Annotated in this window: 28 protein-coding genes and 2 riboswitches; of the genes, 12 read left to right on the top strand and 16 right to left on the bottom strand. The window is 71.3% G+C overall.

The genetic code is table 11. The features are described from left to right. Window positions 1-13: 13 nt before the first annotated feature. The 7 genes from H488_RS38385 to thiE form a co-directional block, all read right to left on the bottom strand. Window positions 14-301 carry a hypothetical protein gene (locus H488_RS38385; RefSeq protein ID WP_306413682.1) on the bottom strand — a complete coding sequence of 96 codons (288 nt, stop codon included), beginning with the start codon at window positions 299-301 and terminating at the stop codon, window positions 14-16. Beyond that, entirely contained in the window at window positions 298-1,755 is a 1,458-nt protein-coding gene (locus H488_RS20300; protein ID WP_306413683.1) for an MDR family MFS transporter, read from the bottom strand. The genes H488_RS38385 and H488_RS20300 overlap by 4 nt, the downstream gene beginning before the upstream one ends. After that, window positions 1,752-2,378, bottom strand: coding sequence for a TetR family transcriptional regulator (locus H488_RS37320; RefSeq protein ID WP_017831908.1), 627 nt, complete (start codon window positions 2,376-2,378; stop codon window positions 1,752-1,754). The genes H488_RS20300 and H488_RS37320 overlap by 4 nt, the downstream gene beginning before the upstream one ends. Before the next feature lie 84 nt (window positions 2,379-2,462). Next, the gene (locus H488_RS20310) at window positions 2,463-2,792 is read right to left on the bottom strand and encodes a DUF3140 domain-containing protein (RefSeq protein ID WP_017831909.1); all 330 of its coding nucleotides are present in this window, start codon (window positions 2,790-2,792) and stop codon (window positions 2,463-2,465) included. A 174-nt stretch (window positions 2,793-2,966) separates the two neighbouring features. Beyond that, on the bottom strand, window positions 2,967-3,875 hold the full coding sequence (locus H488_RS20315; protein ID WP_017831910.1) for a VOC family protein: 909 nt from the start codon (window positions 3,873-3,875) through the stop codon (window positions 2,967-2,969). Window positions 3,876-3,974: 99 nt separating this feature from the next. Then, window positions 3,975-5,024, bottom strand: a complete 1,050-nt coding sequence (locus H488_RS20320; protein ID WP_031282201.1) for a hypothetical protein — start codon at window positions 5,022-5,024, stop codon at window positions 3,975-3,977. 98 nt (window positions 5,025-5,122) lie between these two features. Then, window positions 5,123-5,842, bottom strand: coding sequence for a thiamine phosphate synthase (gene thiE / locus H488_RS20325; protein WP_150110240.1), 720 nt, complete (start codon window positions 5,840-5,842; stop codon window positions 5,123-5,125). 15 nt (window positions 5,843-5,857) lie between these two features. Continuing rightward, window positions 5,858-5,961: riboswitch (TPP riboswitch) on the top strand. On the opposite strand from thiE, the gene H488_RS20330 reads away from it, so the two are divergent. The 7 genes from H488_RS20330 (at window position 5,957) to H488_RS20360 (ending at window position 14,069) form a co-directional block, all read left to right on the top strand. Beyond that, entirely contained in the window at window positions 5,957-7,312 is a 1,356-nt protein-coding gene (locus tag H488_RS20330; RefSeq protein ID WP_017831912.1) for an FAD-dependent oxidoreductase, read from the top strand. It overlaps the preceding riboswitch by 5 nt. Then, entirely contained in the window at window positions 7,309-7,548 is a 240-nt protein-coding gene (gene thiS / locus H488_RS20335; protein ID WP_017831913.1) for a sulfur carrier protein ThiS, read from the top strand. Before H488_RS20330 ends, thiS begins: the two co-directional genes overlap by 4 nt. Window position 7,549: 1 nt before the next feature. Next, window positions 7,550-8,434 carry a thiazole synthase gene (locus tag H488_RS20340; RefSeq protein ID WP_017831914.1) on the top strand — a complete coding sequence of 295 codons (885 nt, stop codon included), beginning with the start codon at window positions 7,550-7,552 and terminating at the stop codon, window positions 8,432-8,434. After that, a complete protein-coding gene (moeB, locus tag H488_RS20345; RefSeq protein WP_017831915.1) occupies window positions 8,431-9,606 on the top strand; it encodes a molybdopterin-synthase adenylyltransferase MoeB in 1,176 nt (391 codons plus the stop codon). The genes H488_RS20340 and moeB overlap by 4 nt, the downstream gene beginning before the upstream one ends. 131 nt (window positions 9,607-9,737) lie before the next feature. After that, window positions 9,738-9,832: riboswitch (SAM riboswitch) on the top strand. A 113-nt stretch (window positions 9,833-9,945) separates the two neighbouring features. Next, window positions 9,946-11,283 carry an acyl-CoA dehydrogenase family protein gene (locus tag H488_RS20350; protein WP_017831916.1) on the top strand — a complete coding sequence of 446 codons (1,338 nt, stop codon included), beginning with the start codon at window positions 9,946-9,948 and terminating at the stop codon, window positions 11,281-11,283. 3 nt (window positions 11,284-11,286) lie between these two features. Continuing rightward, the gene (locus H488_RS20355) at window positions 11,287-12,702 is read left to right on the top strand and encodes an MFS transporter (RefSeq protein ID WP_017831917.1); all 1,416 of its coding nucleotides are present in this window, start codon (window positions 11,287-11,289) and stop codon (window positions 12,700-12,702) included. Beyond that, window positions 12,699-14,069, top strand: a complete 1,371-nt coding sequence (locus tag H488_RS20360) for an LLM class flavin-dependent oxidoreductase (RefSeq protein WP_017831918.1) — start codon at window positions 12,699-12,701, stop codon at window positions 14,067-14,069. Before H488_RS20355 ends, H488_RS20360 begins: the two co-directional genes overlap by 4 nt. A gap of 383 nt (window positions 14,070-14,452) precedes the next feature. On the opposite strand, the gene H488_RS20365 is transcribed toward H488_RS20360, so the two are convergent. Together H488_RS20365 and H488_RS20370 are read right to left on the bottom strand one after the other, a co-directional pair. Continuing rightward, window positions 14,453-15,667, bottom strand: a complete 1,215-nt coding sequence (locus tag H488_RS20365) for an NAD(P)/FAD-dependent oxidoreductase (RefSeq protein WP_017831919.1) — start codon at window positions 15,665-15,667, stop codon at window positions 14,453-14,455. Window positions 15,668-16,247: 580 nt separating this feature from the next. Next, window positions 16,248-16,511, bottom strand: coding sequence for a hypothetical protein (locus H488_RS20370; RefSeq protein WP_017831920.1), 264 nt, complete (start codon window positions 16,509-16,511; stop codon window positions 16,248-16,250). Between the two features lie 611 nt (window positions 16,512-17,122). Here H488_RS20370 and H488_RS20375 point away from each other — a divergent pair. Continuing rightward, window positions 17,123-17,755: a recombinase family protein gene (locus tag H488_RS20375; RefSeq protein ID WP_017831921.1), complete on the top strand. Its 633-nt coding sequence runs from the start codon at window positions 17,123-17,125 to the stop codon at window positions 17,753-17,755. Window positions 17,756-17,892: 137 nt separating this feature from the next. On the opposite strand, the gene H488_RS20380 is transcribed toward H488_RS20375, so the two are convergent. The 5 genes from H488_RS20380 to H488_RS20400 all read right to left on the bottom strand — a co-directional run bounded on the left by H488_RS20380 (window position 17,893) and on the right by H488_RS20400 (window position 20,889). Continuing rightward, entirely contained in the window at window positions 17,893-18,312 is a 420-nt protein-coding gene (locus tag H488_RS20380) for a hypothetical protein (protein WP_017831922.1), read from the bottom strand. Between the two features lie 605 nt (window positions 18,313-18,917). Next, the gene (gene mscL, locus H488_RS20385; RefSeq protein ID WP_031282206.1) at window positions 18,918-19,310 is read right to left on the bottom strand and encodes a large conductance mechanosensitive channel protein MscL; all 393 of its coding nucleotides are present in this window, start codon (window positions 19,308-19,310) and stop codon (window positions 18,918-18,920) included. Window positions 19,311-19,679: 369 nt separating this feature from the next. After that, window positions 19,680-19,880, bottom strand: coding sequence for an antitoxin (locus H488_RS20390; protein WP_017831924.1), 201 nt, complete (start codon window positions 19,878-19,880; stop codon window positions 19,680-19,682). 233 nt (window positions 19,881-20,113) lie between these two features. Beyond that, window positions 20,114-20,425, bottom strand: a complete 312-nt coding sequence (locus H488_RS20395) for a winged helix-turn-helix domain-containing protein (RefSeq protein WP_017831925.1) — start codon at window positions 20,423-20,425, stop codon at window positions 20,114-20,116. Then, window positions 20,422-20,889, bottom strand: a complete 468-nt coding sequence (locus H488_RS20400; RefSeq protein WP_017831926.1) for a hypothetical protein — start codon at window positions 20,887-20,889, stop codon at window positions 20,422-20,424. The genes H488_RS20395 and H488_RS20400 overlap by 4 nt, the downstream gene beginning before the upstream one ends. Before the next feature lie 226 nt (window positions 20,890-21,115). Between H488_RS20400 and H488_RS20405 the strand changes: the two genes are divergently transcribed. Then, on the top strand, window positions 21,116-21,709 hold the full coding sequence (locus H488_RS20405) for a recombinase family protein (protein WP_017831927.1): 594 nt from the start codon (window positions 21,116-21,118) through the stop codon (window positions 21,707-21,709). 329 nt (window positions 21,710-22,038) lie between these two features. On the opposite strand, the gene H488_RS0117745 is transcribed toward H488_RS20405, so the two are convergent. After that, window positions 22,039-22,545, bottom strand: coding sequence for a RidA family protein (locus H488_RS0117745; RefSeq protein WP_197722635.1), 507 nt, complete (start codon window positions 22,543-22,545; stop codon window positions 22,039-22,041). Between the two features lie 58 nt (window positions 22,546-22,603). Between H488_RS0117745 and H488_RS20410 the strand changes: the two genes are divergently transcribed. Further along, on the top strand, window positions 22,604-23,356 hold the full coding sequence (locus H488_RS20410) for a maleate cis-trans isomerase family protein (RefSeq protein ID WP_017831929.1): 753 nt from the start codon (window positions 22,604-22,606) through the stop codon (window positions 23,354-23,356). A 114-nt stretch (window positions 23,357-23,470) separates the two neighbouring features. Here H488_RS20410 and H488_RS0117750 read toward each other — a convergent pair whose 3' ends face one another. After that, entirely contained in the window at window positions 23,471-24,181 is a 711-nt protein-coding gene (locus tag H488_RS0117750; protein ID WP_017831930.1) for a maleate cis-trans isomerase family protein, read from the bottom strand. Between the two features lie 121 nt (window positions 24,182-24,302). On the opposite strand from H488_RS0117750, the gene H488_RS20415 reads away from it, so the two are divergent. After that, window positions 24,303-24,806, top strand: coding sequence for a DUF3830 family protein (locus tag H488_RS20415; RefSeq protein ID WP_017831931.1), 504 nt, complete (start codon window positions 24,303-24,305; stop codon window positions 24,804-24,806). A gap of 111 nt (window positions 24,807-24,917) precedes the next feature. Continuing rightward, entirely contained in the window at window positions 24,918-26,198 is a 1,281-nt protein-coding gene (locus H488_RS20420) for a Glu/Leu/Phe/Val family dehydrogenase (protein ID WP_017831932.1), read from the top strand. Window positions 26,199-26,560 lie beyond the last annotated feature (362 nt).

A 26,560-nucleotide genomic window follows, 5' to 3' on the forward strand; every position in this document is an offset into this window, starting at 1 on the left:
CTCCGCGTCCCGGCTAGCGCGCCGCGGCGGCCGGCTCGAGAGCGGCCGGGTCCTCGCGCGGATCGCGGGCGTCCCGCGCGTCGTCGTCGGCGTCCCGGTCCTCGTCGTCGACGCGCGGCGCGGCGGGCTCGTCGGCGGTGACCACGAAGCGGCCCTCGGCGAGGGCCTCCGGCTCGACGTCCTGCTCGATCGTGGTGGCCAGCGGCTCCTCGGCGACGAAGCACAGCACGGCGGCCGCCAGCAGGCCCAGGGGCATGATCCACAGGTAGATGGGCGTCAGGGCGTCGTTGTAGGAGGTCACGATCGGGTCCTGCAGCGCCTGCGGCAGGGACGCGACCACGGCGGGGGTGTTTTCGAATCCATTTTGGTGTCGTCGGCNGACCGCGTCGGGAAAAGGTGAGCGAAAATGGCCCCGCCGGCGCCGCCCTCGAGCGCGGCCGCCGGGACGCGCTCGGCCATCAGCTCGGCCAGCCGGCTCGCGAAGACGCTGCCGACCACTCCCGAGCCGAGGGTGGCGCCGATCTGGCGGAAGAAGTTGTTCGCCGCGGTGGCCGTGCCGACCTGGCGCAGGGGGAAGGTGTTCTGCACGATCAGCACGAGCACCTGCATGGACAGGCCCAGACCCAGGCCGAGGACCGCGATGTAGAGGCACACGTGCCACACCCCCTGCTCGGAGGTCAGGGTGGCGAGCAGCCCCATGGCCGCGGCCACGATCACGCTGCCGGCCACCGGCAGCCACTTGTAGCGCCCGGTCCGGCTCACGGCCTGACCGGCGAGCACCGAGGTGACGAGCATCGTGCCCATCATCGGCACCATCAGCAGCCCGGACCGGGTGGCGTCGACGCCGAAGACCATCTGCAGGTAGGTGGGCAGGTAGCCGAGGGCCCCGAACATCGCCACGCCGGTGAGCAGACCGGCGAGGGTGGTGAGGACGAAGTTGCGCTTGCGGAACAGGTGCATCGGGATGATGGGCTCGGCGGTGCGCCGCTCCACGGCCACGAACGCCGCGGCGGCCACGAGCGTCCCGGCGATCAGCCCGAGGATCACGGGGTCGGTCCAGGCGTACTTGCCGCCGCCCCAGGTGGCGAACAGGACCAGGCAGGTCGTGGCCACGGCCAGCAGCACCATGCCGCCGATGTCCAGGCGCGGCCGGCCGCTGTGCCGGGGCAGCTTGAGGAACAGGACGGCCCCGGCAAGCGCGAGCAGGCCGAGCGGGATGTTGATCCAGAAGACCCAGCGCCAGCCGGGGCCCTCGGTGAAGAACCCGCCGAGCAGCGGGCCGGCCACCGAGGACACCGCGAACACCCCGCCCATGACGCCCATGTACTTGCCGCGCTCCCGGGCCGGGACCACGTCGGCGATGGCGGCCTGGGAGAGGATGATCAGCCCGCCGCCGCCGAGACCCTGGATCGCGCGGGCCGCGATGAGGACCTCGATGGTGCCGGCGAGCGCGCCGACCACGGAGCCGGCCATGAACACCAGGATCGCGCCCAGGAGCAGGGGCTTGCGGCCCATCAGGTCCCCGAGCTTGCCGTACACGGGCATCATGATCGTCGAGGCCAGGATGTAGGCCGTGATCACCCACAGCATCTCGTCGACCCCGTTGAGCTCGCCCACGATCGTGGGCAGCGCCGTGCTGAGGACGGTCTGGTTCAGCGCGGCCAGCAGCATGGAGAGCATCAGGCCGACGAAGAGCAGCGCGAGGTGCCGGGAGCCGGAGCCCGGTTCGGCGCGGTGGGCGGGAGTGCGGGTCATGAGAGCTTCTCCTGGAGACGGTGGAGGAGGGAGAGCGCCGACTCATGGTCCTCGGTCGGCAGGCCGTGCGCCGGGGAGTAGCTATCGGCGGTGATGGCGAAGCGCAGCGGGACGCCGCCGAGCAGGACCAGCATCCGGGCGACCTCGTCCACGCGGTGCTCCCCGATCCCGGCCGACCACGCGGGGTCCCGGGCCAGCAGCTCCGCGAGGGTGTGGCGCACCAGGGCCTCGGCCTCGAGCATCAGCTCGTGCCGGCGGCGGCCCAGGCTCGGGTGGTCCTGCAGCAGCCTCCGGCGCCGCTCGGCGTCCCGTCCCGCGTAGGCGCTGCGGGAGACGGCCAGCAGCAGGCGCGAGACCTGGCCCAGCAGGTCGTGCTCGAGGGAGAAGCCGTCCAGCAGCTCGGGGTCCAGCGAGGGGGCCCGCATGCCCAGGACGGCGTCCTCCTTGGCGGGGAAGTAGTTGAAGAAGGTCCGCGGGGAGACGCCGGCCGCCGCGGCCACGGCCTCCACCGTGGTGCCCTCGACCCCGTGCCGCACCGCGAGGGCGGCGGCCGCCTCGTGGATCGCGGACCAGGTCTCGGCCTTCTTGCGGGCGCGCAGGGTGGGAGGGAGGTCGGCATTCATGCCCAAATTTTTGCACTTCTGCAAGTTTTGCACAACTGCAATATCTGCCCGGCCCGCCCGGCGGCGCCGGGCGGGCCCTCCGGCTCAGTCCTTCAGGGGGTCGTGGCCCCAGTTCATCAGGGAGTAGCGCCACCGGGTCTCGCGCACGTCCCCGTCGGGGCGCTGGGCCAGGTGGCGGTGGACGTAGCCGACCACCTTGCGCATGTGCTCGTGGTCGGCCTCGGTGCGCTCGCCCTTCGGCTTCTGCAGGATCTCCACGATCCGGCGCCCGGAGCGGTGGCCCACCGACTCCCCGCCGTCGTCCTGGCCCACCGAGGTGGACTCGTCGGTGTCCAGCCACGTCGACAGCTGCTTTGCGGTCATGTTGACGGCCTCGTCGAAGTCCTTGCCGGTGCTGTCGTCCTTCTCACCCATGCCCTGCTCCTCGCTCTCGGACCGGGCGGCCGCCGTGTCGCCGCACGCCCTCCGTGCCCGGGCACCCCGGGCACGAGGCCCAACCTACCGGCGGGCCGGGGTGCCGGCGAGCACCCGCGGGCGTCGAGCACGGCGCCGCCGGCGAGTGGGTGCGGACGCGGCGCCCGGCCGGGGCTACGCCGCGACGCCCACCTGGATCAGGGTGTTCCAGGGGTCCTCGAAGCGCAGCACGGCGCCGTCGTGCCGGGTGGGGATCCGGTGGTCCGCGAGCCGGGACGCCAGGGCCGCGACGTCGTCGGCGTCCGGCAGGTCGATGTTGACCTGGCCCAGCCCCAGCGAGGCCGCCCGCGGGCCGGCCCCGGCGCTCTGCCAGGTGTTGAGCGCGATGTGGTGGTGGTAGCCGCCGGCGGCGATGAACAGGGCGGAGCCGATGTCGCTCATCACTTCGAAGCCCAGCACGTCCACGTAGAACTGCCGGCCCAGCGGGATGTCACCCACCTGCAGGTGCACGTGGCCCAGGGTGGCCGGCGGCGCCGGGGGCCGCCCGCCCTGCTCGGCCAGGTGCTCCTGGAGGAACCCGTTCGGGTCCAGCGGGTTGGAGGCCAGGGTCAGCAGGCCGGTGGGCTCTCGCCGCCACGTGTCGCGGGGGCGGTCCGTGTAGAGCTCCACCCCGTTGCCCTCGGGGTCGTCGAAGTAGAAGGCCTGACTGTAGAGGTGGTCGGCGCTGCCGGTGAAGGAGCGGGGCGCCACGGTCGCCACGGACGCGAGCGCCGCGGCCAGGGCCGGCTCGTCGTCGAAGACCACCGCGGTGTGGAACAGGCCGGCCTGCCCGCGGCGGGCCGGCGGGAGCTCCTTGACCTGGCGCAGCCGCACGACCGTCCGGCCGTCCCGGCCCAGGACCGCGGTGTCCCCGGCGTGGGCGAGCACGTCGAGGGTGACGGCGTCCGAGTAGTAGGCGACCATCGTGTCCAGGTCGGAGACCAGCAGCTCCACCGCGCCCATCCGGGTGTCCGCGGACAGCAGGTCCTCGGCGGGGCGCTTCGTCAGGCTCTGGGGAGCGGGGTTCTGGGGAAAGATCGGCATCGCGGGGTTCTCCGTCGGCAGGGGCGGCGCATTGGTTGATATGTCCCCAAGAATAGCCTCAGAAGCTTTCCGGTGCAAGTAAATGATGGTGCGGTGGGCTCAGAGGATGAAGATCAGGGCGGCGATCACCGCCAGGATGCCCAGGAAGACGAATCCCCACGCCTTGAGGTTGTCGGAGTCGTCCTCCTCGGGCTCTGCCGGGCGCGGCGGCCACCCGCCGGGGCCGGGCCCGAACACCGGCCCGGAGGCGCCCTGGGCACCGGCGCCCGGTGCTCCGGGCTGCTGGTCCCCGGGACCGTACCCGGGGGTGCCGTATCCCGGACCGCCCGGGCCGGGTGCCCCGGGTCCGGGGTGCTGGCCCGGGAACTGCCCGGGCGGCGGCGGGGCCGGGCTCGCGGGGCTCACCCCCCACTGGGGGTTCTCGGGCGAGCCCGCCGGAGGGGCGCCGGGCGGGGGTGTTCCCGGGCGGACGTCACCGTCCGCGGCCGGGCCGGCCGTGGAGGAGGATCCCGCGGTCGGACCCGGCGCCGGGGGAGCCGCCGGCGGCAGGGTCTCGCCCGAGAGCACGGGCCCGTCCTCGCGGTGGCCCCGCTCCGCCTCGTTGAGCAGGGTCACGAACTGCTCGAGCGGCTCGGACCCGTCGTGCTCCCGCGCCAGGAAGCGCTCGGCGCGGCGGCGCACCACCTTGTAGACGCGCCCGTCGTCGGGGACGCCCAGGTCCCGGGCGGCCCGGGCCACGGCCAGCGGGGGCTGCTCCGGCAGGGGGTTGGTGCCCCACTCCAGGAGCCCGGTCAGCAGCGGGCGCTCGAGCACGGCGGCCAGGGCGGCCCGGGCGCCCGGCACCCGGGTCAGCTCCAGCAGCCCGCTCGGCGGCGCGGACGGGCACCCCGGCACGTCGCTGGGCAGCCGGGCGGCGCGCTCCAGCCAGAAGGTGTCGCCGAAGAGGGTGGCGAGCAGCACGGCGGCGGCGAGCCGGTCGTCGCTCGGGGCGGCGTCCTCCGGGAGGCCCTGCTCCCAGTGCGTGCCGAGGGCGCGGCGGGCGGGCTCACCGGCCAGCCGGACGCGCAGCTGCGCGTCCTCCGGGCCGCGGGCGGTCTCCGCGGGGCGCTCCACCGCGTGCCGCACCTGGGGGTCGAGCTCGGGGTCCATGGGCCACCTCTCCGTCGTCGTCCTGCGTCCATGCTCTCAGAACGTGCTGGACGGCGGCGGGGAGCCGACGGTGAGGCGGGCGGGGGACCGCCCCGGGCTCAGGCGGGGAGCAGGCCGCGCAGCTGCCCGGCGGCGGTGCGGGGATCGGGGGCCTCGGTGACGGCGCGGACGACGACGACGCCGCGCGCCCCGGCCTCCAGCACCTGCGGGAGCCGCGGCTCGTCGATGCCGCCGATGGCGAACCACGGCACGGGCAGGACCTCCGGGTCCGCGTCCAGCCGGGCCTCCGTCAGCTCGGCGACCGCGCGGACGAACTCCAGCCCGGTGGCCGGGCGCCCCGGCTTGGTGGGCGTGGCCCAGACGGGGCCGGTGCAGAAGTAGTCGACGTCCGGGTCCGCGAGCGCCGCCGTGGCCTGTCCGAGGTCGTGGGTGGAGCGCCCGATCAGCACGTCGGGGCCCAGGAGCCGCCGGGCCTGGGCGGGGCTGAGGTCGTGCTGGCCCACGTGGAAGACGTCGGCGCCCACGAGCGCGGCGATGTCGGCGCGGTCGTTGACCGCGAACAGGGTGTCGTACTCGGCGGCCACCCGGCCCAGCAGCTCCAGCGCGGCGATCTCCTCGTCCGCGTCGATGCTCTTGTCCCGCAACTGGACGACGTCAGCGCCGCCGGCACAGACGGCGTGCAGGAAGTCCTCGAGGTCGCCCCGGTCCCGGCGGGCGTCCGTGCACACGTACAGCCGGGCGGCGAGGAGTCTGGCCGTCCGGGTCTCTCGCAGGGAGGACTCGGCGGGGGCGGAGGCATCACGGGTAGGCTGGGTCACACGCTGATGATAGGTCAGCGGTTCTGCGGGAGCCCCACCGGGGGCTGAGAGGGCGTCCAGCGCCGACCGCCACACCTGATGCGGGTCATGCCGCCGGAGGAAAGGACGTTCCCTGTGACTGCCGCGCACCCCGCCCCCACGACCGCGCCCCACCCGCTGGTCGACCGGCCCGAGCACGTCCGCGCCGACGTCGCCGTCGTCGGCGCCGGGGTGATCGGCCTGGCCACCGCCTGGGAGCTGCGCCGCCGCGGCCGCTCGGTGGTCGTGGTGGACCCCGAGCCGGGCTCCGGCGCCAGCCGCGCCGCGGCCGGGATGCTCGCCCCGGTGAGCGAGGTCCAGTACCAGCAGGAGCCCCTGTACCCCCTCATGACCGCCTCGGCCGCCGAGTACCCGGCGTTCGTGGCCGCCCTCGAGCAGGCCGCCGGCGGGACGGTGGGCCACCGGGCCACCGAGACCCTCGTGTGCGGCGTGGACGCCGCCGACCGGCAGGCCCTGACGGACCTCCGCGCGCTGCAGGGCCGCCACGGCATGACGGTGGAGGCGCTGACCCTGCGCGCCGCCCGCACCCTCGAGCCGGCCCTGAGCCCGCGGCTGTCCGCCGCGTTCCGGATCCCCGACGACCACCAGGTGGACCCGCGCCGCCTCGTGGCCGGGCTGCTCGCGGCCCTCGTCGCCCCGGAGCTCCCGGACCTCCCGGAGCCCGCCGGGCTCCCGGCCGCGCGCGACGGCGGACCGGCCCGGCTCGTCCACGACCTCGCCACGGGGCTGCGCCGCAACGCCGAGGGCGCGGCGACCGGCGTCCGCCTGGCCGGCGGCGGGATGGTCTCCGCGACCTGGACGGTCCTCGCCCCCGGCGCCGGGCTCGGCGAGCTCGAAGGGCTGCCGGAGGACTGGCACCCGCCGCTGCGGCCGGTGCACGGGGACATCCTGCGCGCCCGGGTCCCCGCCGGGGCGCCGGAGCTGCTCGAGCGCACGGTCCGCGGCCTGGTGCACGGGGTGCCCGTCTACCTGGTGCCCCGCGCCGACGGGACCGTGGTGATCGGGGCGACCTCCCGCGAGGACGACCTGACCGGTCCCAGCGCCGGCGGCGTGTTCCGGCTGCTGCGCGACGCCCAGGCGCTCGTGCCCGGCGTCGCCGACCTCGAGTTGGTCGAGGTGCTGGCCCGCGCCCGGCCCGGCACCCCGGACGACATCCCGTACTTCGGCCGGGTCCGCGACCCGGACGGCTCGCCGGTGCCGGGGCTCGTGGTCTCCACCGGCTACTTCCGCCACGGCGTCCTGCTCGCCCCGCTGGCCGCCCGGCTCGCCGCGCAGCTGGTGGCCGGCGGGACCGGAGCCGATCCGGCCGCCGACGCCGAGCACCTCGCCGCCACCGACCCGCACCGCTTCGACCGCCCCGTCGAGGCCCGTCGAGGGGATCCCGCGCCGGCCGCCGCCGGGCCCGGGCCCCGGAGCAGGAGCACCCGATGACCGCCATCACCCTCAACGGCCGCCCGCACCGCGTGGCGGCGGAGGCGACCGTCGTCGACCTCGTCGCCGAGACCGTCGGCCGCCCCCTGGGCCCCGACGGCGCCCCGCTGGACGGCGGGCGCCTCGGCGTGGCCGTGGCCGTGGACGCCGCGGTCGTACCCCGCAGCCGCTGGCGGCGGACCCCCGTGGCGGAGGGCCAGTCCATCGAGATCATCACCGCCGTCCAGGGAGGCTGACGTGACCGCCCCGCACCCCGACCCCCTCGTGCTCGACGGCATCGAGCTGAGCTCCCGGCTGATCATGGGCACCGGCGGCCTGAGCTCGCTGCACACCCTGGAGCAGGCGCTGCTGGCCTCCGGCACCGAGCTGACCACCGTGGCCCTGCGCCGCTACGCCCCCGGCCAGGGCGACTCCCTCTTCGCGCTGCTCGAGCGCAACGACATCCGGATCCTGCCCAACACCGCCGGGTGCTACACCGCCCGGGACGCGCTGCTGACCGCCGAGCTCGGCCGGGAGGCCCTCGAGACCGACTGGGTCAAGCTCGAGGTCATCGCGGACGAGGACACGCTGCTGCCCGACGTGGTGGAGCTCCTCGACGCCACCGAGCAGCTCGTGGCCCGCGGCTTCAAGGTCTTCGCCTACACCTCCGACGACCCGGCCCTCGCCCGCCGGCTCGAGGACCTGGGCGCGGCCGCGGTGATGCCCCTGGGCGCCCCCATCGGCACCGGGCTGGGCATCCTCAATCCGCACAACATCGAGCTCATCGCCTCCCGGGCGTCCGTCCCCGTGGTGCTCGACGCCGGGATCGGCACCGCCTCCGAGGCCGCCCTGGCCATGGAGCTGGGCTGCGACGCCGTGCTGCTGGCCAGCGCCGTCACCCGCGCCCAGGACCCGGTGGCGATGGCCACCGCGATGCGCCACGCCGTGCTCGCCGGCCGGCTCGCCGCCGGTGCCGGGCGCATCCCGGCCCGCCGCCACGCCCAGGCGTCCTCGTCGATGGCCGGGCGGATCGACACGGACGCCGCCGGTGCCGGGCGGGCCGACGGGTCGTCCGCCGGCTCCTCAGTCGGCCCGGCGGACGTGCCGCGCGGGGACTGGGCGCCCGTGGGGGAGCGGCCGTGAGCCCGCTGCCCCCGCTCGTGGAGCCCGGCCCCGAACTGACCCGCGAGGAGCTCGAGCGCTACGCCCGGCACCTGACCCTGCCCGGGATCGGGACCCGCGGCCAGCGGCGGCTGCGGAACGCCCGCGTGCTCGTCGTCGGCGCCGGGGGGCTCGGGTCCCCGGCCCTGCAGTACCTCGCCGCGGCGGGGGTCGGGACCCTCGGGATCGTCGACGACGACGTGGTGGCGGTCTCCAACCTGCAGCGCCAGGTGGTGCACACGACCGCCGACGTCGGCCGCCCCAAGTCCGTCTCCGCCGCCGAGGCCGTCACCGCGCTCAACCCGCTGGTGGAGGTCCGCACCCACCCCGTCCGGCTGGACGCGGACAACGCCGTGGACATCCTCGGCGGGTACGACCTGGTCCTGGACGGCGCCGACAACTTCGCGACCCGCTACGTGGTCAGCGACGCCGCCGCCCTGACCGGCACGCCTTGCGTGTGGGGCTCCATCCTGCGCTTCGAGGGGCAGGTCAGCGTCTTCTGGGCCGGGCACGGGCCCACCTACCGGGACCTCTACCCCGAGGCCCCGCCGGACGGCGAGGTGCCCAGCTGCGCCGAGGGCGGGGTCTTCGGCATGCTCCCCGCCACCGTCGGCGCGGTCATGGTCACCGAGGCCGTCAAGCTCGTCACCGGCACCGGGGAGCCCCTGCTCGGGCGGGTGCTGCTGCACGACGCGCTGGCGATGACCTGGCGCGAGATGCGGCTCACCCCGGATCCCGACGCCGCCCCGGTCACCGCGGTGGCCCGGCCCGCCGCGGTCTGCGCGCTGCCCGGCGCGGACCCCTCCGAGACCGTCGGGGCGGCCGAGCTGGCCCGGCTGCTCGAGCGCCGGGAGCGCGGGGAGGCGTCCTTCGCCCTGGTGGACGTGCGCGAGGACTGGGAGCGGGAGCTCGTGGCCATCGACGGCGCCGTGCCCGTCCCGCTGCAGGAGATCCTGGACCGCGGCGCGGACGCCCTGCCGCCGGAGGCCCGCGGCGCTGACCTCGTGCTGCACTGCAAGGCCGGGGCCCGCTCCGCGACCGCGCTCGCCGCGCTGCGGTCCTTCTACGCCGGGCGGGAGGAGCGGGTCCGACACCTCGAGGGCGGGGTGCTCGCCTGGGTGGCGCAGGTGGACCCGGGCCAGCCGGTCTACTGATCCGGTCTCCTGCGGCACACCGCTACACCACCGCGGAGGACGTGACCTTCTGTGACGCCGTCGTGACATTCCATGACGTGCGCCCGTCATCCGGTTGGTCCCGGACCGGGCGGTCTGATGCCATGGCAAGCGCCCCATTCAGAGCGGCTGAGAGATCTGGCTCGACGACGCCGCAGCAACCCGCCCTCCTCCGGGGTCAGGGTGCTAATGCCAGAACCGATGGAGATCCCGGATCTGCAGTCGGCCCGTGACGTCAGCCTCCGGCGCTGACGCCACCGGGCCCGCCCCCGGCGCGACTGGCCGACCGGCAATCCTCGGTGCGACCGAGAGGACCACCGCATGACCCCGAGCACGGTCGAGGAGACCACCGCCCATCCCCGCGCCGGCACGGACCTCCCCGCCGGCCTGCCCGGGGACTACGCCGGGCTGCGGGAGCACTTCCGGCCGCTGTTCGCGGAGATCGCCGCCGGCGCCCTGGACCGGGACCTCCGGCGCGCGCTGCCCTACGCGGAGGTCGGCCGGCTGGACCGGGCCGGGTTCGGTGCCCTGCGCGTCCCGGCGGCCCACGGCGGCCCCGGGGTCAGCCTCGAGGACTTCACCCGGCTGCTGGTCGACCTGGCCGAGGCCGACTCCAACATCGCCCACCTCTACCGCTCCCACCACGGCTTCGTGGAGTCCCTGCGCTTCCTGCCCCGCGAGTTCCAGGAGGTCTGGTACCCGCGGGTGCTGGCCGGAGCCACCGTCGGCAACGCCTCCACGGAGAAGGGCGGCAACGCGCTGGGCACCCTGAACACCGTGCTGAGCCGGACCGCCGAGGGCTGGGAGCTCACCGGCCGGAAGTTCTACGCCACCGGCTCCGTCTTCTGCGACTACACCCGCGTCTCGGCCGCCCTGGACGGCCGCGACGGGCGGCGCTTCGCCGTCGTCGCCACGGACGCCGAGGGTGTGACGCTCGAGGACGACTGGGACGGCTTCGGGCAGAAGCTCACCGGCACCGGCACCGCGGTCTTCGACCGGGTGCGTGTCCCGGAGGACGCCGTGCTGGACCGCACCGCCGGCAGCGCGGAGGCCGTCCACGAGGCCGCCTTCTTCCAGCTCGTGCTGCTGGCCGTGCTGGCCGGCATCGCGCGGGCGGCCCGGAGGGACGCGGTGGAGACCATCGCCGGACGCCGGCGGACCTTCAACACCGGGCTCGGCCTGCCGTTCCGCGACGACCCGCTGATCCAGGAGGCCACCGGGCGGATCTCCGCCAAGGCCTTCGCCGCCGAGGCCACCGTCCTGCACGCCGCCCGCACCCTGGACGCCGGGATCGCCGCCGCCGCAGCGGCCGGCGCCGACCGGCCGGACTTCACCGGGGCCCTCCCGGCGGCGCTGCACGAGTCCGAGATCGCCGTGGAGCACGCCCAGGTCACCGTGCCGGAGCTGGCGCTCGGCGCGGCCCAGGACCTGTTCCTCACCGTGGGCGCCTCCGCCACGTCCACGGCCAAGGGCCTGGACCGGCACTGGCGCAACGCCCAGACCGTGGCCACCCACAACCCGATCGCCTTCCGCGCCCGAGCCCTCGGCGACTACCTCATCAACGGCACCCTGCCGGAGGGCCTGAACGCCATCGGCGACGCGAAGACCGGCGCCACGACCGATGTCACGGCCGACGCCGACCGAACCCCAGGAGCCTGACGCATGAGCACCACGACCACGGCCGCCCCGGGCCGCAGCAGCATCGTCCACGGCAAGAAGCGCGTCCTGGCCTCGGCCTTCGCCGGGACCACCATCGAGTGGTACGACTTCTACCTCTACGGCACCGCCGCCGCACTCGTCTTCAACGTCCAGTTCTTCCCCATGGCCACCGAGCTCGGCGGCATCGTGGCGTCCTTCGCCACGCTCGCGGTCGGGGTGATCGCCCGACCCTTGGGCGGGATCATCGCCGGGCACCTGGGGGACCGGATCGGCCGCAAGGCCCTGCTGGTGGCCTCGCTGCTGCTCATGGGCGTGGCCTCCACCCTGATCGGCCTGCTGCCCACCTATGAGGTGATCGGCTGGTGGGCCGTCGTCGGCCTCGTGGTCCTGCGCATCCTCCAGGGCCTGTCCGCCGGTGCCGAGTGGGGCGGCTCCGCGCTGCTGAGCGTGGAGCACTCACCGGCCCGCCACCGCGGGTTCTTCGGGTCCTTCACCCAGATCGGCTCCTCCGCCGGCATGCTGCTGGCCACCGGCGCGTTCTTCATCGTGCAGAACGTCATGAGCGAGGAGCAGTTCGCCGCCTACGGCTGGCGCATCCCCTTCCTGCTCTCGGCCCTGCTCGTGGCGGTGGGCCTGTGGATCCGCCTCGGGGTGGCCGACGCCCCGGAGTTCCTGGAGCACCGGGCCTCGGGGAACGTGGCCAAGGCTCCCCTGCGGGAGCTGCTGGTCCACCACCGCCGCCCGGTGCTGGTGACGATCGGCCTGCGCCTGGCCCAGAACGCCGTCTACTACCTGGTGACGGTCTACATGCTGACCTACCTGCGGGACGTGCGCGGGGACAGCGCCGCGGGCGTGACCGCGGTGATGATCGCCTCGGCCATCGGCCTGTTCTCCACCCCGTTCTGGGCCTGGCTGTCCGACCGGGTGGGCCGGAAGGTCGTCTCGGTGACCGCCTACGCGGCGATCGGCGTCTTCGGCTGGGTGCTGTTCGCCTTCCTCGAGGCCGGCCCGCTCGCCCTGCTGCCGCTCGTGGTCATCCTCGGCATCAACCTCGTCCACGACGCGGTCTACGGACCGCAGGCGGCCTGGTTCGCCGAGCAGTTCCCCGTGCACGTGCGGTACTCGGGCGTGAGCTTCGGCTACCAGGTCGGCACCGTCCTGGGCGGCGGGCTGATGCCGATGATCGCCGCCCTGCTCTTCGCCGCCGGCGGGGACACCCCGTGGCTGATCGCCGGCTACCTCTCCGTGCTGGCCGTGCTCTCCGTCGTCGCCGCCCTGGCCGCGAAGGATCCCGCCCGGGACCGGCGCGGCACCGAACTCACCGATCTGCACGCCGGCCGGACCGCGGCCGCCCCGGTCCTCGCGACTCCCGCCGCCGCGAGCGCCACCCAGCCCACCCCCGAGAGGACCACCGTATGAGCCGCCCCCTGCTGCTGAACGCCTTCGACATGATGGTGCCCGTGCACCAGTCACCGGGACTGTGGCGCCACCCGGAGGCCGGGGTCGCCGGCTTCGACACGCTCGAGTACTGGACGTCGCTGGCCCGCACCCTCGAGGAGGGCGGCTTCACCGCGCTGTTCCTGGCGGACGTCCCCGGCGTCTACGACGTGTACGGCGGCGGGGCAGAGGCCACGGCCCGCGGGGGAGTGCAGTACCCGGTGCTCGACCCGCTCGTCGCGGTGCCGGCGATGGCCGCGGCCACCGAGCAGCTCGGCTTCGGGGTGACCGCCTCGGTCACCTACGAAGCCCCCTACCTGCTGGCCCGCACCTTCGCGACCCTCGACCACTTCACCCGCGGCCGGGTGGCGTGGAACGTGGTGACCTCCTACCAGGACTCCGCCGCCCGCAACCTGGGCATGGACCGGCAGATCCCGCACGACGAGCGCTACGACCGCGCCGACGAGTACATGGAGGTCATGTACAAGCTCCTCGAGGGCTCCTTCGAGCCCGGGGCGGTGAAGGCCGACGCCGGCGCCGGGGTCTTCGTGGACCCGGAGCTCGTGCATCCCATCGGCCACGAGGGCACCTGGTTCTCCGTGCCCGGCCAGGCGCTGACCCACCCCGGACCCCAGGGCACCCCGTTCCTGTTCCAGGCCGGCGCCTCGAAGCGCGGACAGCAGTTCGCCGTGGACCACGCCGAGGCCATCTTCTTCATCGGCAACACCCCGCAGCTCGTGCGCCGGTGGACCGACGGCGTCCGGGCCGAACTGGCCGCGCAGGGACGGGCCGAGGACGCCGTGAAGACCTTCGCCATGGCCACCGTGGTGGTCGCCGAGACCGACGACGAGGCCCACGCCAGGCTCGACGGATACCGCCGGCACGTGGACATCGAGGGAGCGCTGTCCCTGTTCGGCGGCTGGACCGGCGTCGACCTGGCCGGGGCGGACCCCGACGCTCCGCTCGAGTACGTGGCCACCGAAGCCAACCAGTCCGCGCTCGCGGCGTTCACCTCGCTGTCCCCGGACCGGACCTGGACGGTGCGGGACCTGGCCGAGTTCGTGGCCATCGGCGGCCGCGGGCCCGTCATCGCCGGGGCCCCCGGCACCGTGGCGGACGAGCTCGAGCGCTGGCGCGAGGAGGGCGGCGTGGACGGCTTCAACATCTCGGCGGCCGTGCGGCCGGCGGACCTGGAGCGGTTCAGCACGATGGTGTCGCCGGAGCTGCGGCGCCGCGGCCTGCTGCCGGAGCCCGGGGCTCTGCCCGCCGGCAGGACGCTGCGCGAGGCGCTGGCGGGCGCCGGGCCGAGGCTGGCCGACGACCACCGCGGGGCCTCCTACCGCCGGTGACCGCAGGGCTCTTGGGGTTCGCCGCTCGACCGGCCCGGGACGGCTGTCCGCCGTCCCGGTTCCTCGGCACGGAGCGCTCCTGCCCGGGAGAGGGCAGGAGCGCTCCGCCGCGCCGAGGCGCAGAAGGCGGCCCCCGACCGCCGGGGAACGGATCATGGGGGTCGCTGCACCGGCGTGGGGGCCGGTGCCACCCGAAAAGTACCAGACGGTAATATCGCGGTGCACCATCCTGTGCGGATGCATGAATTGTGCTCCTCGGGGTCTCCCGACTGCCGACCCTCATTTCTCCCGGCTCGTGCCGCGACGACTGGGGGCGCGGGCCATCACGTGCCATCGGAGCGGGGAACGAGGCGCCACGGATGTGTGCACACATGGTCCGCTAGCTAGAAGCCCCGGAGGATCACGTTCCAGTAGTCCCGGGGGAGGACCTCGAGGTCGAAGAACCAGGAGGCGCGGTTCGGGGCCAGCAGCGGCACGCCGGGGATGCTGGGCGCCAGTTCGTTGTCCCGGTCGAACTCGGCCAGCACGGCCCGGCCCCGCTGCACCGTCACGGGGGTCACGGTGTACCCGTCGTAGGAGGCCGTGGGCTCCCGGCCGTCACGGGTGGCCAGGAGGTTCTCGGTGAGGATCTTCGTCTGGTGGCGCAGTGCCCCGCCGGACGAGGCGGTCTCCAGTGCGGCAGCGTCCCCGCAGGCCCACACGGTGGGCACACGGCGGTGGCGCAGGGTCTGTGCATCCACGTCCGCGTAGCCCGCCCAAGCGGTGCCCGCGCCCGGCGCGACGCCCAGTCCCGCGTCGGCGATCCAGGCCGGGGCCCGGTGGACTGGGCTGTGGTGCAGCAGGTCGTAGGGCAGGTCCCGCGGCGTCCCCTCGATCGTGGCCCGCAGCCGGCGGGAGGCGGCGTCGATCGACTGCACGTGGGCGCTCGTCAGGACCGTGATGCCGTAGCGCCGGACCCAGGGCTGCAGCACCCGGTCCACGTCCGGCTGGCCGAACACGGTGGCGGTGGGCGTCAGCAGGGTCACCTCGATGTCCTGCAGGACACCCTGGCGCTGCCAGTAGTCGCAGGCCAGGTAGAGGATCTTCTGTCCGATCTGCGGCGTGGGCGCCGGGCCGTCCGGGATCGTGAACAGTGCCCGGCCGCGGCGCAGCCCGCGGATCAGCTCCCAGGTCTTGGGGGCCAGCTCCACGGTGTAGTTGGTCGAGGCGTGCGGGCCGGCCATCGCCTCGGCACTGCCGGGGACACGGTCCCAGTCCGGGGTGGACCCCGCGCAGATCACGACGTGCCGGTAGCCGATGTGCTCGCCGGAGGACAGTGTGGCCATCCGTGCCGCCGGATCCAGTGCCTGGACATGGTCCTGGACCCAGCGCACGCCGCGGGGCATCACGCGGTGCTGGGCCCGGGACATCTGCGGCACGCTCTTCAGTCCGGCGCCCACGTAGGAGAGCATCGGCCGGTAGTGGTGCGTGGACTTCGGCTCCGCGATCACGATGTCCGTGATGCCCTTGCGGCGCAGTCGTGCGGCCAGGGAGATCCCGGCATTGCCGCCGCCGATCACGAGGACGTCAGCGGCGTGATCCGAGGGTGCAGTGGTCATCGTGACTCCGTGGGACGAGGATGGCTCCACGGCCCCGATCGGGGCCGCCCGACCATTCGACCACGAGCCGCGGCGCCCACGCCCGGGCGGTGGGCATCCGAGGATTGAGAGGTTCCCTGGATGTCGATGTCGAGGAACTTGCCGGTCAGGGCGGCTGATCGCCGGAGCGAGGTCGGTGCCTGTTCCGCCAAGCGTCCGGATGAAGCGGCGTCCTTCTGCCGAATATGAATGGCGGCGCACCCTGTCCGGTGGGGAGGCATTCTGCGCATAAATTCTCGGACCATCGCTCACTGACAAAGTTGGGCAGCACTCGGGCCGTCTCATCGTCACTGAGCTGCTCCGGACGGTGCCCCGCGGGTTCGTCATTCCGGTTGGGGTGGCCGAAGAACTCACCGCACCGCCACGCAGCGGTCTCAGCGTGCCCCTTCAACTGAAAGCACCCTCCCTGAAGGCTGTGCGGTCCCTCGCCGTGCACGGCCACCGGCCACCGGAGACGCCCGGCTTCACCGAGCAGCGTGGCCGGCTTCCCAGGGCTGGCGACTGTTGAACCTGTACTGCGGTTGAGCTCGCCTCGGGAGTCCTATTCGTAGTACTCGAAGTGCGGCTCACCCTGGACGCCTGCGCGTTGCATCGCCTCCTGCAGTTCCGGCAGTGCCGTGAAGGCGCGGGCCTCGTCGACTGAATCGAAGTAGTGGAGCACGAGCACGTTGTCCGGATCATCGACCATGCGGTGCACTGACTCGCCGGTGATGTTGCTGAATGCCGGTACGTCCGAGACGGAGTCGTAGACCTTTCGCCAGGCGTCGTAGTCGGCCACGCGGTGCCGGATCAGGAGCAGTGCCATAGTGGTCTCCCCGAGGACTGGATTGACGGGCGCGCCCGACCCAATGGTGGGAGGGCGCTGGTGACTACGTGCCACGCTACGCCCCGCTCGGTCGCCCCGGAAGGGGCGACCGAGCCGGGTCCGGGGCAGGACGCGGATGACGCGTCGACACCTGCCGATTCATCAGTCTCTTATGAGCGATTCTCGGTCAGTGGTGCCGCTCGACGCCGCCAAGTGTCGCTTTCAGGAGCCGACCGCACTCTCGGGCCAGTTATCACGTGGATAGTGCGGTCGACCTGTGCTACTGAGACGAAGGATTTTGCTACAAACTCGCCGACCGGCCCAAACCGTCCATTCGGGTGTGAGCCGCGGCGACAAGTGGTGGTGTTGTGACAGAGCTATACGGCGGCATCGAGGTCTTGCCTCTCGATCGGAGTCGTCGGACCGGCCGAGCTCGAGGTAATCAACGGGTTGACCGGCCGCGGGCGACCGTCCCACTTCCTTGGTAGTGGGACGGTTGGTCGCAAGAGCGTCAGATCGAGGTTGGCATCGGCGATTCCTGTTCCATAAGTTGGGTCAAAAGTACAGTTCCGTTTCAGCTGTACGGATCCGACCTTCGGTACGCTGTCGTCGTGGATTTGGGTTATGCGCGGGTCTCGACGGCCAAACAAGACCTCGATCGGCAGATCGATGCCCTCCGACAGGTGGGGATCGCGGCGGAGCGGATCTATGTGGACAAGAAGTCCGGGGCCACGACTGACCGCCCCGGGCTGACCGCGGCGCTGGCTTATGCCCGGGAGGGTGATGTGATCGTGGTGCATACCTTGGACCGGCTGGGGCGCACCGTGCGCGACACTCTGAACCTGATCCATGATCTGGCCGAGCGGGGGGTGGGGGTGCGCAACCTGGCGGATCCGATCAAGGTGGACTCCACCAACCCCAATGATCCGATGGCGCAGTTGGCGGTGGTGCTGCTGGCTTTGTTCGGTCAGATGGAACGCACCTACACCCTGGAGCGGGCCGCCCACGCGAGGGCGGTGGCCACGGCCAAGGGGCGGCGGATCGGGCGGCCCTCCGTGGTGGATGCGGACAAGCTGGCCTACGCGGTGCACCTGCGCGAGACCGGGCACACCATGGCGCAGATCGTGGCGAAGACCGGGATCACCCGCACCACGCTCTACCGGCACCTGCCGCCCCGGCCGGTCGAGTCGGTCACGGTCGAGTCGGTCACTGCTGCCGAGGCCGAGCGGGGTGCCGCGGGCTGATCAGGTTACGGCGGTGGCTGGGGGTGGGCAGGGTCCGGTGTGGAGGTTGCGCTCCGGCCACGGGGTCAGCCACAGCTTCAGGTGGATCTCGTTCCACCTCGGGGTTGGTGGCCGGTCGATAGGTGATCGGGGTGGTTTCAGCAGTCCAGGTGCTGGAGATCGTCGAGCAGCCATTCCGTCAGCTGTGCGGCCGGCACCACGGTCGTGGCCGCACGCAGCTGCCGGGTTTCCTCGGGCGAAAGAGTCGCACCGGTGGTGTTCGCGGTTTCGGTGGTGTGCACGACTCGCGCGGTGGCATAGCCGGCGGCCAGGGCCGCACTCCAGAGCGGGTGGCGGTCGTATCCCGGGTGCGCCGGATCGGAGCTGCCGAGCTCCAACCACCGTGTCGAGGTCAAGGGGTAACGGGCGAGGGGCATCAGACACTGGTGCAGCACCCAGGTGACATCGGCCCAGCGGCCCGCGGGAGTGGCCACCATGGGGTAGTAGGTGGCGACCCAGTGGGTGGGGGAGTGCGGGTACAGCTCAACGGCGAGAGTCCCGGAGGCGGAGGCGTCCATGCCGGCTTCCTGGTTGCTGGTGAAGAATCACGTCGCGAAAGCGGCCAGGGATGAACCCCACTGCGGACGAAGACGAAACCCGATGGTGATGGTCCACGGTAGACACCACACGGACACCGAGGGAAGCACGCTGATCCTTGTGACCTGCGGCATCTTTCAACTGAGGGGATGCTTGACGTCTCATCCACGGTGGGTCGGCTGTTCGACTCGTGTGGGAGTGATGCCGGCCATAGGTCATGTCGCGGGATCCCCATGGGTGGTGCGATCGGGAGCCAATGCGACCCTCACGGCCAGCGTCACAGGATGTTGCGCGGCGCCGGCTGCCCGGTGTTCCCGCCCCACACCATTCCGGTGCGGTGGAGCGCCGCTGTGGTTGGTTGTGGCTTAGCACTCCCAGATCGGATCCCTTGCGCCTGAGGTTTCGCTCCCTCGGGGCCGAGTCGCTCATAGGGTCGAGGCACTCATGGGGTCGAGGTGCTCACCAGGGCGAGGTAGTGACGACTGCTGTCCGGGTCTGGCTTGACGGGTGTCACCTCGTCCGGAGGACAGGAACGGGGGGCCTGCCCCGGGGTAGGGACAGGCCCCCGTCAAGGATGGGTTTGAACTCAGGAGCGCTGTTTGAGGGAGTCGCGGATCTCGGTGAGCAGCTGCACCTGCGGGTCGACCTCCTCCTCGGCCGGGGTGATGCCCAGGCGCCGGTTGCGGGCCTCGATCAGCTTGTTCATGGGCATGATGATCGCGAAGTACACGGCGGCGGCCACGAGCAGGAAGTTCACCAGCGCCGTGAGCAGCACCCCGAACTTGATGTCGTTGCCGTTGAGAGTGACCATCGCGAACGAGTCGAAGTTGGGTGAGCCCACCAGTGCGGAGATGGCGGGCATGAGCACGGACTCGACCAGGGCGTTGACGACCTGGGCGAAGGCGGCGCCGATGATCACGGCGACGGCGAGGTCCAGGACGTTGCCCTTCATGATGAATTCTCTGAATCCTTTAAGCATGCGCTCAGACTACCGGTGTTGAGCTCCCCCGGAGCCGCTCCCATCCACCTTTAGAGACGCTTTCGAGAACTTGCGATGCGCCGGTGGCGGCATATCGGTCTGAGCGGCCACTACTGTCGGCACCCACGGGTTCTGTATGCCCGTCTCCTGCGGGTGGACAGGGGGGTGGCACCGGGTGCAGGGGGCGGGTCTTGACGGGGAGAGCGGTAGTAGCCGGCTCGGAGTGCGCAGCAGCGGGTCGGCCCGATGTCGGGGGATCCGCCTCCCGTGCCCGGGTCGGGGCGCCGGTTCTTCGAGCTCAAGGGGGCGGGCACGGCGCGGGCCTCGGTCCCCCCAGGGGGGGCCGAGGCCCGTGATACCCCGTCTGGATCAGCCTTGCTGGTCCTCAGGGTTCTGCCCGCCGAGCAGGCCGCCGGCGTGTTCCTGAGCCTGGTCCACCTGGTCCTGGAACTTGTTGCCGGTGTGGTCATCGACCATGTCGCCGCCGCGCTGGATGCCCTGCTCCACCTTGTCCGGGTTCTCGCCGGCGAAATTCTTAGCCTTGTCCGCAAAGCCTCCGATATCCACCATGCTGACTCCTTCCTCGATCGGTCAGGGCGAATCCTCTCCGCCCGGGAACTCCCCAGCCTGGAGCACCGCTTCGATTCATGTCAATCGATCGCCGAAAAGACCCAGGGTGTGGAAGTGCGCACGGTAAGGGGTGCGCGATGACTCGTCCGGGAAAAGGGATCAGCCCCTCCAGCCGGGCAAATGAGGTGGCTGCTCCTGGCTGTCCTGTTCCGGAAAAGGGAACGTCTGAACCTCTACACGCCCTCAGCGATGGCGCGCAGAGCCTCGAGGTGACCGGTGTAGGCGGTGCGCCCGGTGGGAGTGAGCGAGAGCCAGGTGCGGGGGCGTTTGCCGACGTAGCCCTTGCGGATCTTCACGTAGCCGGCGGCCTCGAGCTGGGCCGCCTGTTTGGAGAGCACCGAGTCGGAGACCTCCACGGTGTCGCGCACCCGGGCGAACTCGGCCTCGTCGACCTGGGCCAGGGCCGCGACGATGCTCAGGCGCACCGGGGCGTGAATGAGCTCGTCCAGCCGGTGCCGGGCGTGGCGTCCTGCCCTGGTGCTCATCTTGCCCCCCAGCGGATCACGACCGCAGCCACCAGAGCGGGAACGGCGGCCACGGTCGCCCCGGCGGCGACCATGGGCCAGGTATTGGGGGAATTCTGGGCGGAGAGGTTCAGCCACGGCAGCACCACGGTCAGCGTCAGCACGAAAGAGGCTGCGATCCCGCCCCGCGACCACGCCTTGGCCCGGCGCGGCACGGTCCGCGCCACCCGCTCGATCCAGCACACCGCTACCACCCAGGCAACTACGAACACCGCGGTGGCCACGGTATAGCTCACCCGGTCGGAGCGCATGTTCTGGGCGGCCATGTAGAGGACCGTGATCACCCCGAACACCGCCGTCGCCCCGGCATGCACCGCACGGTCTCGGGAGGTGACCAGGGGACGGCTCCGGATAGCGTCCAGCCGCTGCCGGGCTTGGTCGGGGGTGAGGTGATGGCCCACGGGGTCCTCCTGCAGAAAAGACATGATGTCACGATCAAAGCAAATACTTTCCACTCTCACAAGTATGTGCCTTGGACCAATTGCTGCTCATCAGCCCACCGCCCCTCCCAACTCATGGGATGCGAGACGTCTCGTCCGAGAAATTTTCGCCCGCATGTTTCCGCGGTTCGGTATGTCTCGCATCCTTGTGCTTTATCACTGCCCCTAGAATCGGATACTCAACGTTAGTTGCGAGACAAATGAGGTGGACATGGGGAAGATGATCGGCTATGCACGCGTGTCTACGCGTCAGCAGGACGCAGACCGTCAAATGTCTGACCTGCTGACCGCTGGCGTGCGACGCGATGACGTTTACACGGACCATGGAGTGTCTGGAGGGCGCGCGTCCCGTCCCGCCTTCGACAAGGCAGTGGCCGCCCTCGAGGAGGGTGACACGCTGGTCATCACTACGCTGGACCGACTGGGTCGGTCGACGCAGAACATGCTGGCCTTCGCAGAAGCGCTGCGGGGGAGAGGGGCCGGGCTGCGGGTACCCAACCTCGGTGGGGGAGACGTTGATACGGCCACCCCGATGGGGTCGATGGTTTTCACCGTCATGGCGGCGCTGGCCCAGATGGAGCTGGAGATCAAGCGGGAGCGGATCACCGACTCGGTGGCCAAACGTAGGGCGGCCGGCAAGGACCTCGGCGGCCGGCGCCAGACCTTCACAGACTCCCAGATCCGCAACGCCCTGCGCCTGATCGAGTCCGGGGAGCCAGCCACCCAGGTCGCCCGCGATCTCAGCATGTCCCGCGCGACCTTGTACCGGCGGATCCAGGAGCTCCCGCAAGCGACCATCATTTGAGGCCGTCGTTACCTGTGGACACCGTGGTGCGTATGACGCAGCTGTGCGGGCTTTTCATCGCGCGGGGTAAACGGGCATGACAACCACGCCTGGTTGCGGGCCCTCCACACGGGCGCATCCGGGCCCGCTTGGGGTCCCCGTTGCGCACTACTTATTCAAAGTCTTGGGGACCTCATGCGATGAAGAACCCGATGATCCCCCTGCCGGGGCTGGCGGCTCAGGTGTCGTGGGACGACCCTAAAGGTCTCTCTTCGGCTCTGCGCTGGGCGGCAGGTCTGCATATCGCCAGGACGACCTTCACAGCCCACAGTCGATCGGTGAATCGAGGCTTAGGGCTGAAGGAGTATTACCAGGCTGACTTCCACGACGGCTCCGTCGGGGAGGCTCGTCACGCCAACGGCGGCCCGTGACGGACGACCGCTCTCTCCGAAGGCGGCCAGCAGCTCGTCGGAGGCTCCGTCGAGCACGGCAGGGTGGGCGGTGAACTCCGGCACTGCCGCCACGTATCCGGTCATGGACACCACGCGCTCGACACGGTCGAGGCCGCCCAGGTGGTGGGCGAGACTGGCAAGGCAGTTGCGCACGGCCAGCCGCGCACAGCCGCGGGCGTCTTCAGGGGTAGGTCCCTTCGGTATGCCAATCATTCCTCGATGAACAAGAGTTCCCTGCACCGCGTGGGTGTGACCGGCGGTGAACACCAGGAGCCCGGCCTCTGTGACTGGCACGTAGGCGCCGGCGGGTGTGGGCGTGGGTGGGAGCGTCCGAAGGTAGGCATCAAGGTCGGTGCGGGCGCGGCCCTGGGTGGGTGGCTGAGTGGGTGGAAGATCAGGAATCACGGGATTCTCCTTATCATCAAATTATTGTCGACGATCAGACACTATGGGAAGATGAGACATGCCTAACATCCAAAGGTTCGTTCCCGAAGGCCCCGAGCCCGATCGCGTCATCGGCGTGGTCAATCCCTATGACATGGCGTTGGACCGGGAGCTGTGGCGCTGGATGCCCGACAACGTCTCTCTGGCTGTTGCCCGGACCCCCCACCACCCCATGGTGGTGGACGAAATCATGGCAAGTGCTCTCGGCGACGACGCCGAGATCCGCTCCACCGCCCGATGCCTCACCGCAGTCGAGCCGGAGGCTGTGGTCTTCGCCTGCACCTCCGGGAGCTTCGTCAATGGGATCGAGGGGGCGCGGAAGATTTCCGCGGCCATCAGGGAGGAGACTCGTGCCCCCGCGGTGACCACGTCCGAGGCCCTGCTCGAAGCGTTGGACGTCCTAGGGATCACCCGGCTGGCCATCGCCACGCCCTACGTCCCCAAGTTGACGGAGCGGCTCGAGGACTTTCTGGCCGCCGACGGGCGCACCGTCGTGGGGACTGCGGGCCTGGGCCTGGACCGCCTGATCTGGCACGTGCCCTACAACGTCACTGCCGATCTCGTGCGCCAGGCCGACCACCCGGATGCGGAGGCCGTGTTCGTCTCCTGCACCAACCTGCCCACCTTCCACATCATCGCGGCCCTCGAGGAGGAGCTCGGTAAGCCCGTGCTGACCGCGAACCAGGTCACCGCGTGGGCGGGCCTGCGACGGCTCGGGCTGCCCTTGGTGACAGAGGACCAGCGCCTGGGTGAGGTGGGGCGCGCCGCCTGAGGCGGAGTGGCCCGCCCAACGATGACGGATGAAAGGCGACGACGGCGCCCCTGAGGTGGGGCGTCGTCGTCGGCGGAACCGCTCGGCGACTCGGCGACCTGCTCAGCGTCCCGCTTAGTGACTGAACAGGGCCCCGAGCCCCTCGGTGCGGGCCGGGTGGCCGGCTAAGCGGAGCCCCTGCCAGGCGGTGACCTGGTTGGCGGTCAGCACGGGCACGCCGAGGATTTCCTCGAGCCGGGGCAGCGCGGCGACCGTATGCAGCGCCGTGTCCGGGATGAGCAGGCACTCCGCGCCGGTCAGGTCAGCGGCGCGGGCGGTCTCCAGCACCCATTCCTCGTCCAGCAGGCCCGCGTCTTCGCCGCTGGGAACGTCGTAGGTGGACAGGGCGGTGACCGTGATCCCGTCCTGCTCGAGGAGCCGTGCGAAGTGTGAGGCGACGTCCTCCGGGTAGGTCGCGGCCACCGCGACTCTGCTCAACCCCAAGTGATGCACCGCCTGGACGAAGGCCAGGGAGGTGGAGGAGGACGGGACGCCGGCGGCTTCCTGGATCCACCCCGCCTGTTCGCGGCACCCCTCCGAGCCGTAGACGAAACTGCCCGAGGTGCACGCCCACATCGCCGCGTCGGGAGAGAGGCTCCGGGCCTTTTCGGCCGACGGCACCAGGTTGGCTCGGGAGCCTAGAGCCAGCAACGCCTCGACGTCGTGGTCGGTGCTGCCCTCCCAAGTGTGGATCACGGGGAAGGAGGTGTTCGGGATGAGCTCTTCAAGGGCGGGGAACTCGTCCTCCGCGCTGTGGCCAGGATAGAGGATGGCGACGGTGTGCATGGTGGTAGAGATCCTTTCGTGGTGTGTTGCGTGCCTCACAAAAAAGCTTACAGTTGGATTGTAGACAATCATAGGGTGCCGTTTCGTGGCGCCTCTGCCTTCGACCGAACGGGGACGATCCATGAGCCGATACATCACCATCACCTTGGAGAAGCGGGGCGTCACCGCCCGGGCGCGCCTGCTCGACGATGAGGCGCCGCGCACCGCCGAGGCTGTGTGGCAGGCCCTGCCCCAGTCGGGGCAGGTGTTCCACGGCAAGTTCGCGCGCAACGAGATCTACGCGCTCGTTCCCGCCTTCGCCGCGGAAGAGCCCGGTCCGGAGAATCAGACGATCACTCCAATCACTGGGGACCTGTGTTACTTCACGTTCGAGGGTGTACTCGACAATCCCGCCTACGGATACGAGGCCTCGGCGGGGACCTCTGAGAACCGCCTGCTTATCGACCTGGCCGTCTTCTACGGGCGCAACAACCTTTTGGTGAATGGCGACGTGGGATGGGTGCCGGGCAACGTCTTCGCGACGATCGAGGAGGGGATGGAGGAGTTCGCCGCCGCGTGCCAGGACGTCTGGATGGGCGGTGCGCGCGGGGAGACGCTCAGCTTCGCCCGCGCCGAGACGGTCTGACTCGAAGCCCCACGTCGGCGGGACGGGGTGTCCTCGGAGGATTCAATAACGTAGGATTGTAAACAATCAGGCACGTGCCTGGTTGGTTCCGAATCCCAGGACACGAGGTCAATGACGACGACAACCGCACTTTCTGTCCCCGCCGAGCTCTCGGCCAACCCGCTTGACGACGCCCTCAGCCAGCTGAAGGCCGCCGTCGAGACCCTCTCCTACGGGCCGGGCCAGCACCAGATGCTGGCCCGGGCCCGCCGTGAGATGTCGGTGAGCATCCCGCTGCGGCGTGATGACGGCACCGTGGAGGTGTTCACAGGGCACCGGGTGCAGCACAACTTCTCCCGCGGGCCGGCGAAAGGAGGGGTGCGGTTCAGCCCCCACGTGACGCTGGACGAGGTGCGCGCGCTTGCCATGTGGATGACCTGGAAGTGCGCCCTGCTGGACGTCCCGTACGGCGGGGCCAAGGGTGGAGTCACCATCGACCCCCGTAACTACTCCCCGGCGGAGCTGGAGCGGGTCACCCGTCGGTACACGAGTGAGATCCTGCCGATCATCGGTCCGGAACGAGACATCCCCGCCCCGGACATCGGCACGGACGAGCGCACGATGGCGTGGATGATGGACACCTATTCCACCAGTGTGGGCTTCACCGTGCCCTCTGTCGTCACGGGCAAGCCGGTCAGCCTGGGTGGGTCGCTGGGCCGCTCTTCGGCCACGTCCAAAGGAGTGGTGCACATCGCCCTCGCAGCCCTGGCCCACCGCGGCCTGCGGCCACACGGGAGCACTGCCGCGGTCCAGGGCTTCGGCAAGGTCGGGGCGGGCGCGGCCGAGTTCCTCGCCGAGGCCGGGGTGAGGGTGGTGGCCGTGGGGGACCAGTACGGATCGGTCCACGCGGCCAGCGGGCTGGACGTCCCGCGCCTGCTGGCGCATGCGGAGCGGACGGGGTCGGTCATCGGTTTCGAGGGAGCTGATGCGATCGGCTCCGATGAGCTGTTGGAGCTCGACGTCGATCTGCTGATCCCTGCCGCGGTGGAGGGCGTGCTGCACGTGGGCAACGCGCACCGTGTGCGTGCAGGAATCGTCGTGGAGGGAGCCAACGGTCCGACGACGGCCGCAGCCGACCGGCAGCTGCACACCCAGGGCGTCCTGGTAGTCCCGGACATCCTCGCCAACGCGGGAGGCGTCATCGTCTCCTACTTCGAGTGGGTCCAGGGCAACCAGGCGTACTGGTGGACGGCTGATGAGGTGGACGAAAGGCTCGAGCGCCGGATGCTCCAGGGGTGGACGAGCGTCCTCGAGACCGCCCGCCGCCGTGAGGTCACGCTGCGCGAGGCTGCCACCCTGACCGCCGTTCAGCGCGTGGCCGAGGCGCACACCACCCGGGGCCTCTATCCCTGATCGGCTGGTAGGCCGAGTGTGGCCTGCCGAGTCGGCTACCAGCTACGTCCTGGTCAAGTAAGTGCGCAATCCGACCTACACCTCGGGGAACACTCCGTACCGGCACGCCATGGCATGGCACGATGCTTGTCTCCGGCAAGCTGGGAGCGGAGGTTGGCATCGCCGAGAACCGGCGCGCCACCGAGGTCACCTCCGCTCAACCGCCTGACGACCCCTGTCCCAGCATCCCAGCTCCCTCGAACGGATCAGCTCGATCGTGAACCTGACGGTGCGCATCACCTCGGCCGGGGAAGTCCGCGACCGGTTCTCACTCGCCAAGGAGGTCTCCGGCGGCTGGAGGAGGTTTTCGGCGTGGCCGGCGG

This window comes from Kocuria sp. UCD-OTCP, from assembly GCF_000349605.1.
In the GTDB taxonomy this organism is placed as follows: Bacteria; Actinomycetota; Actinomycetes; order Actinomycetales; family Micrococcaceae; genus Kocuria; species Kocuria rosea.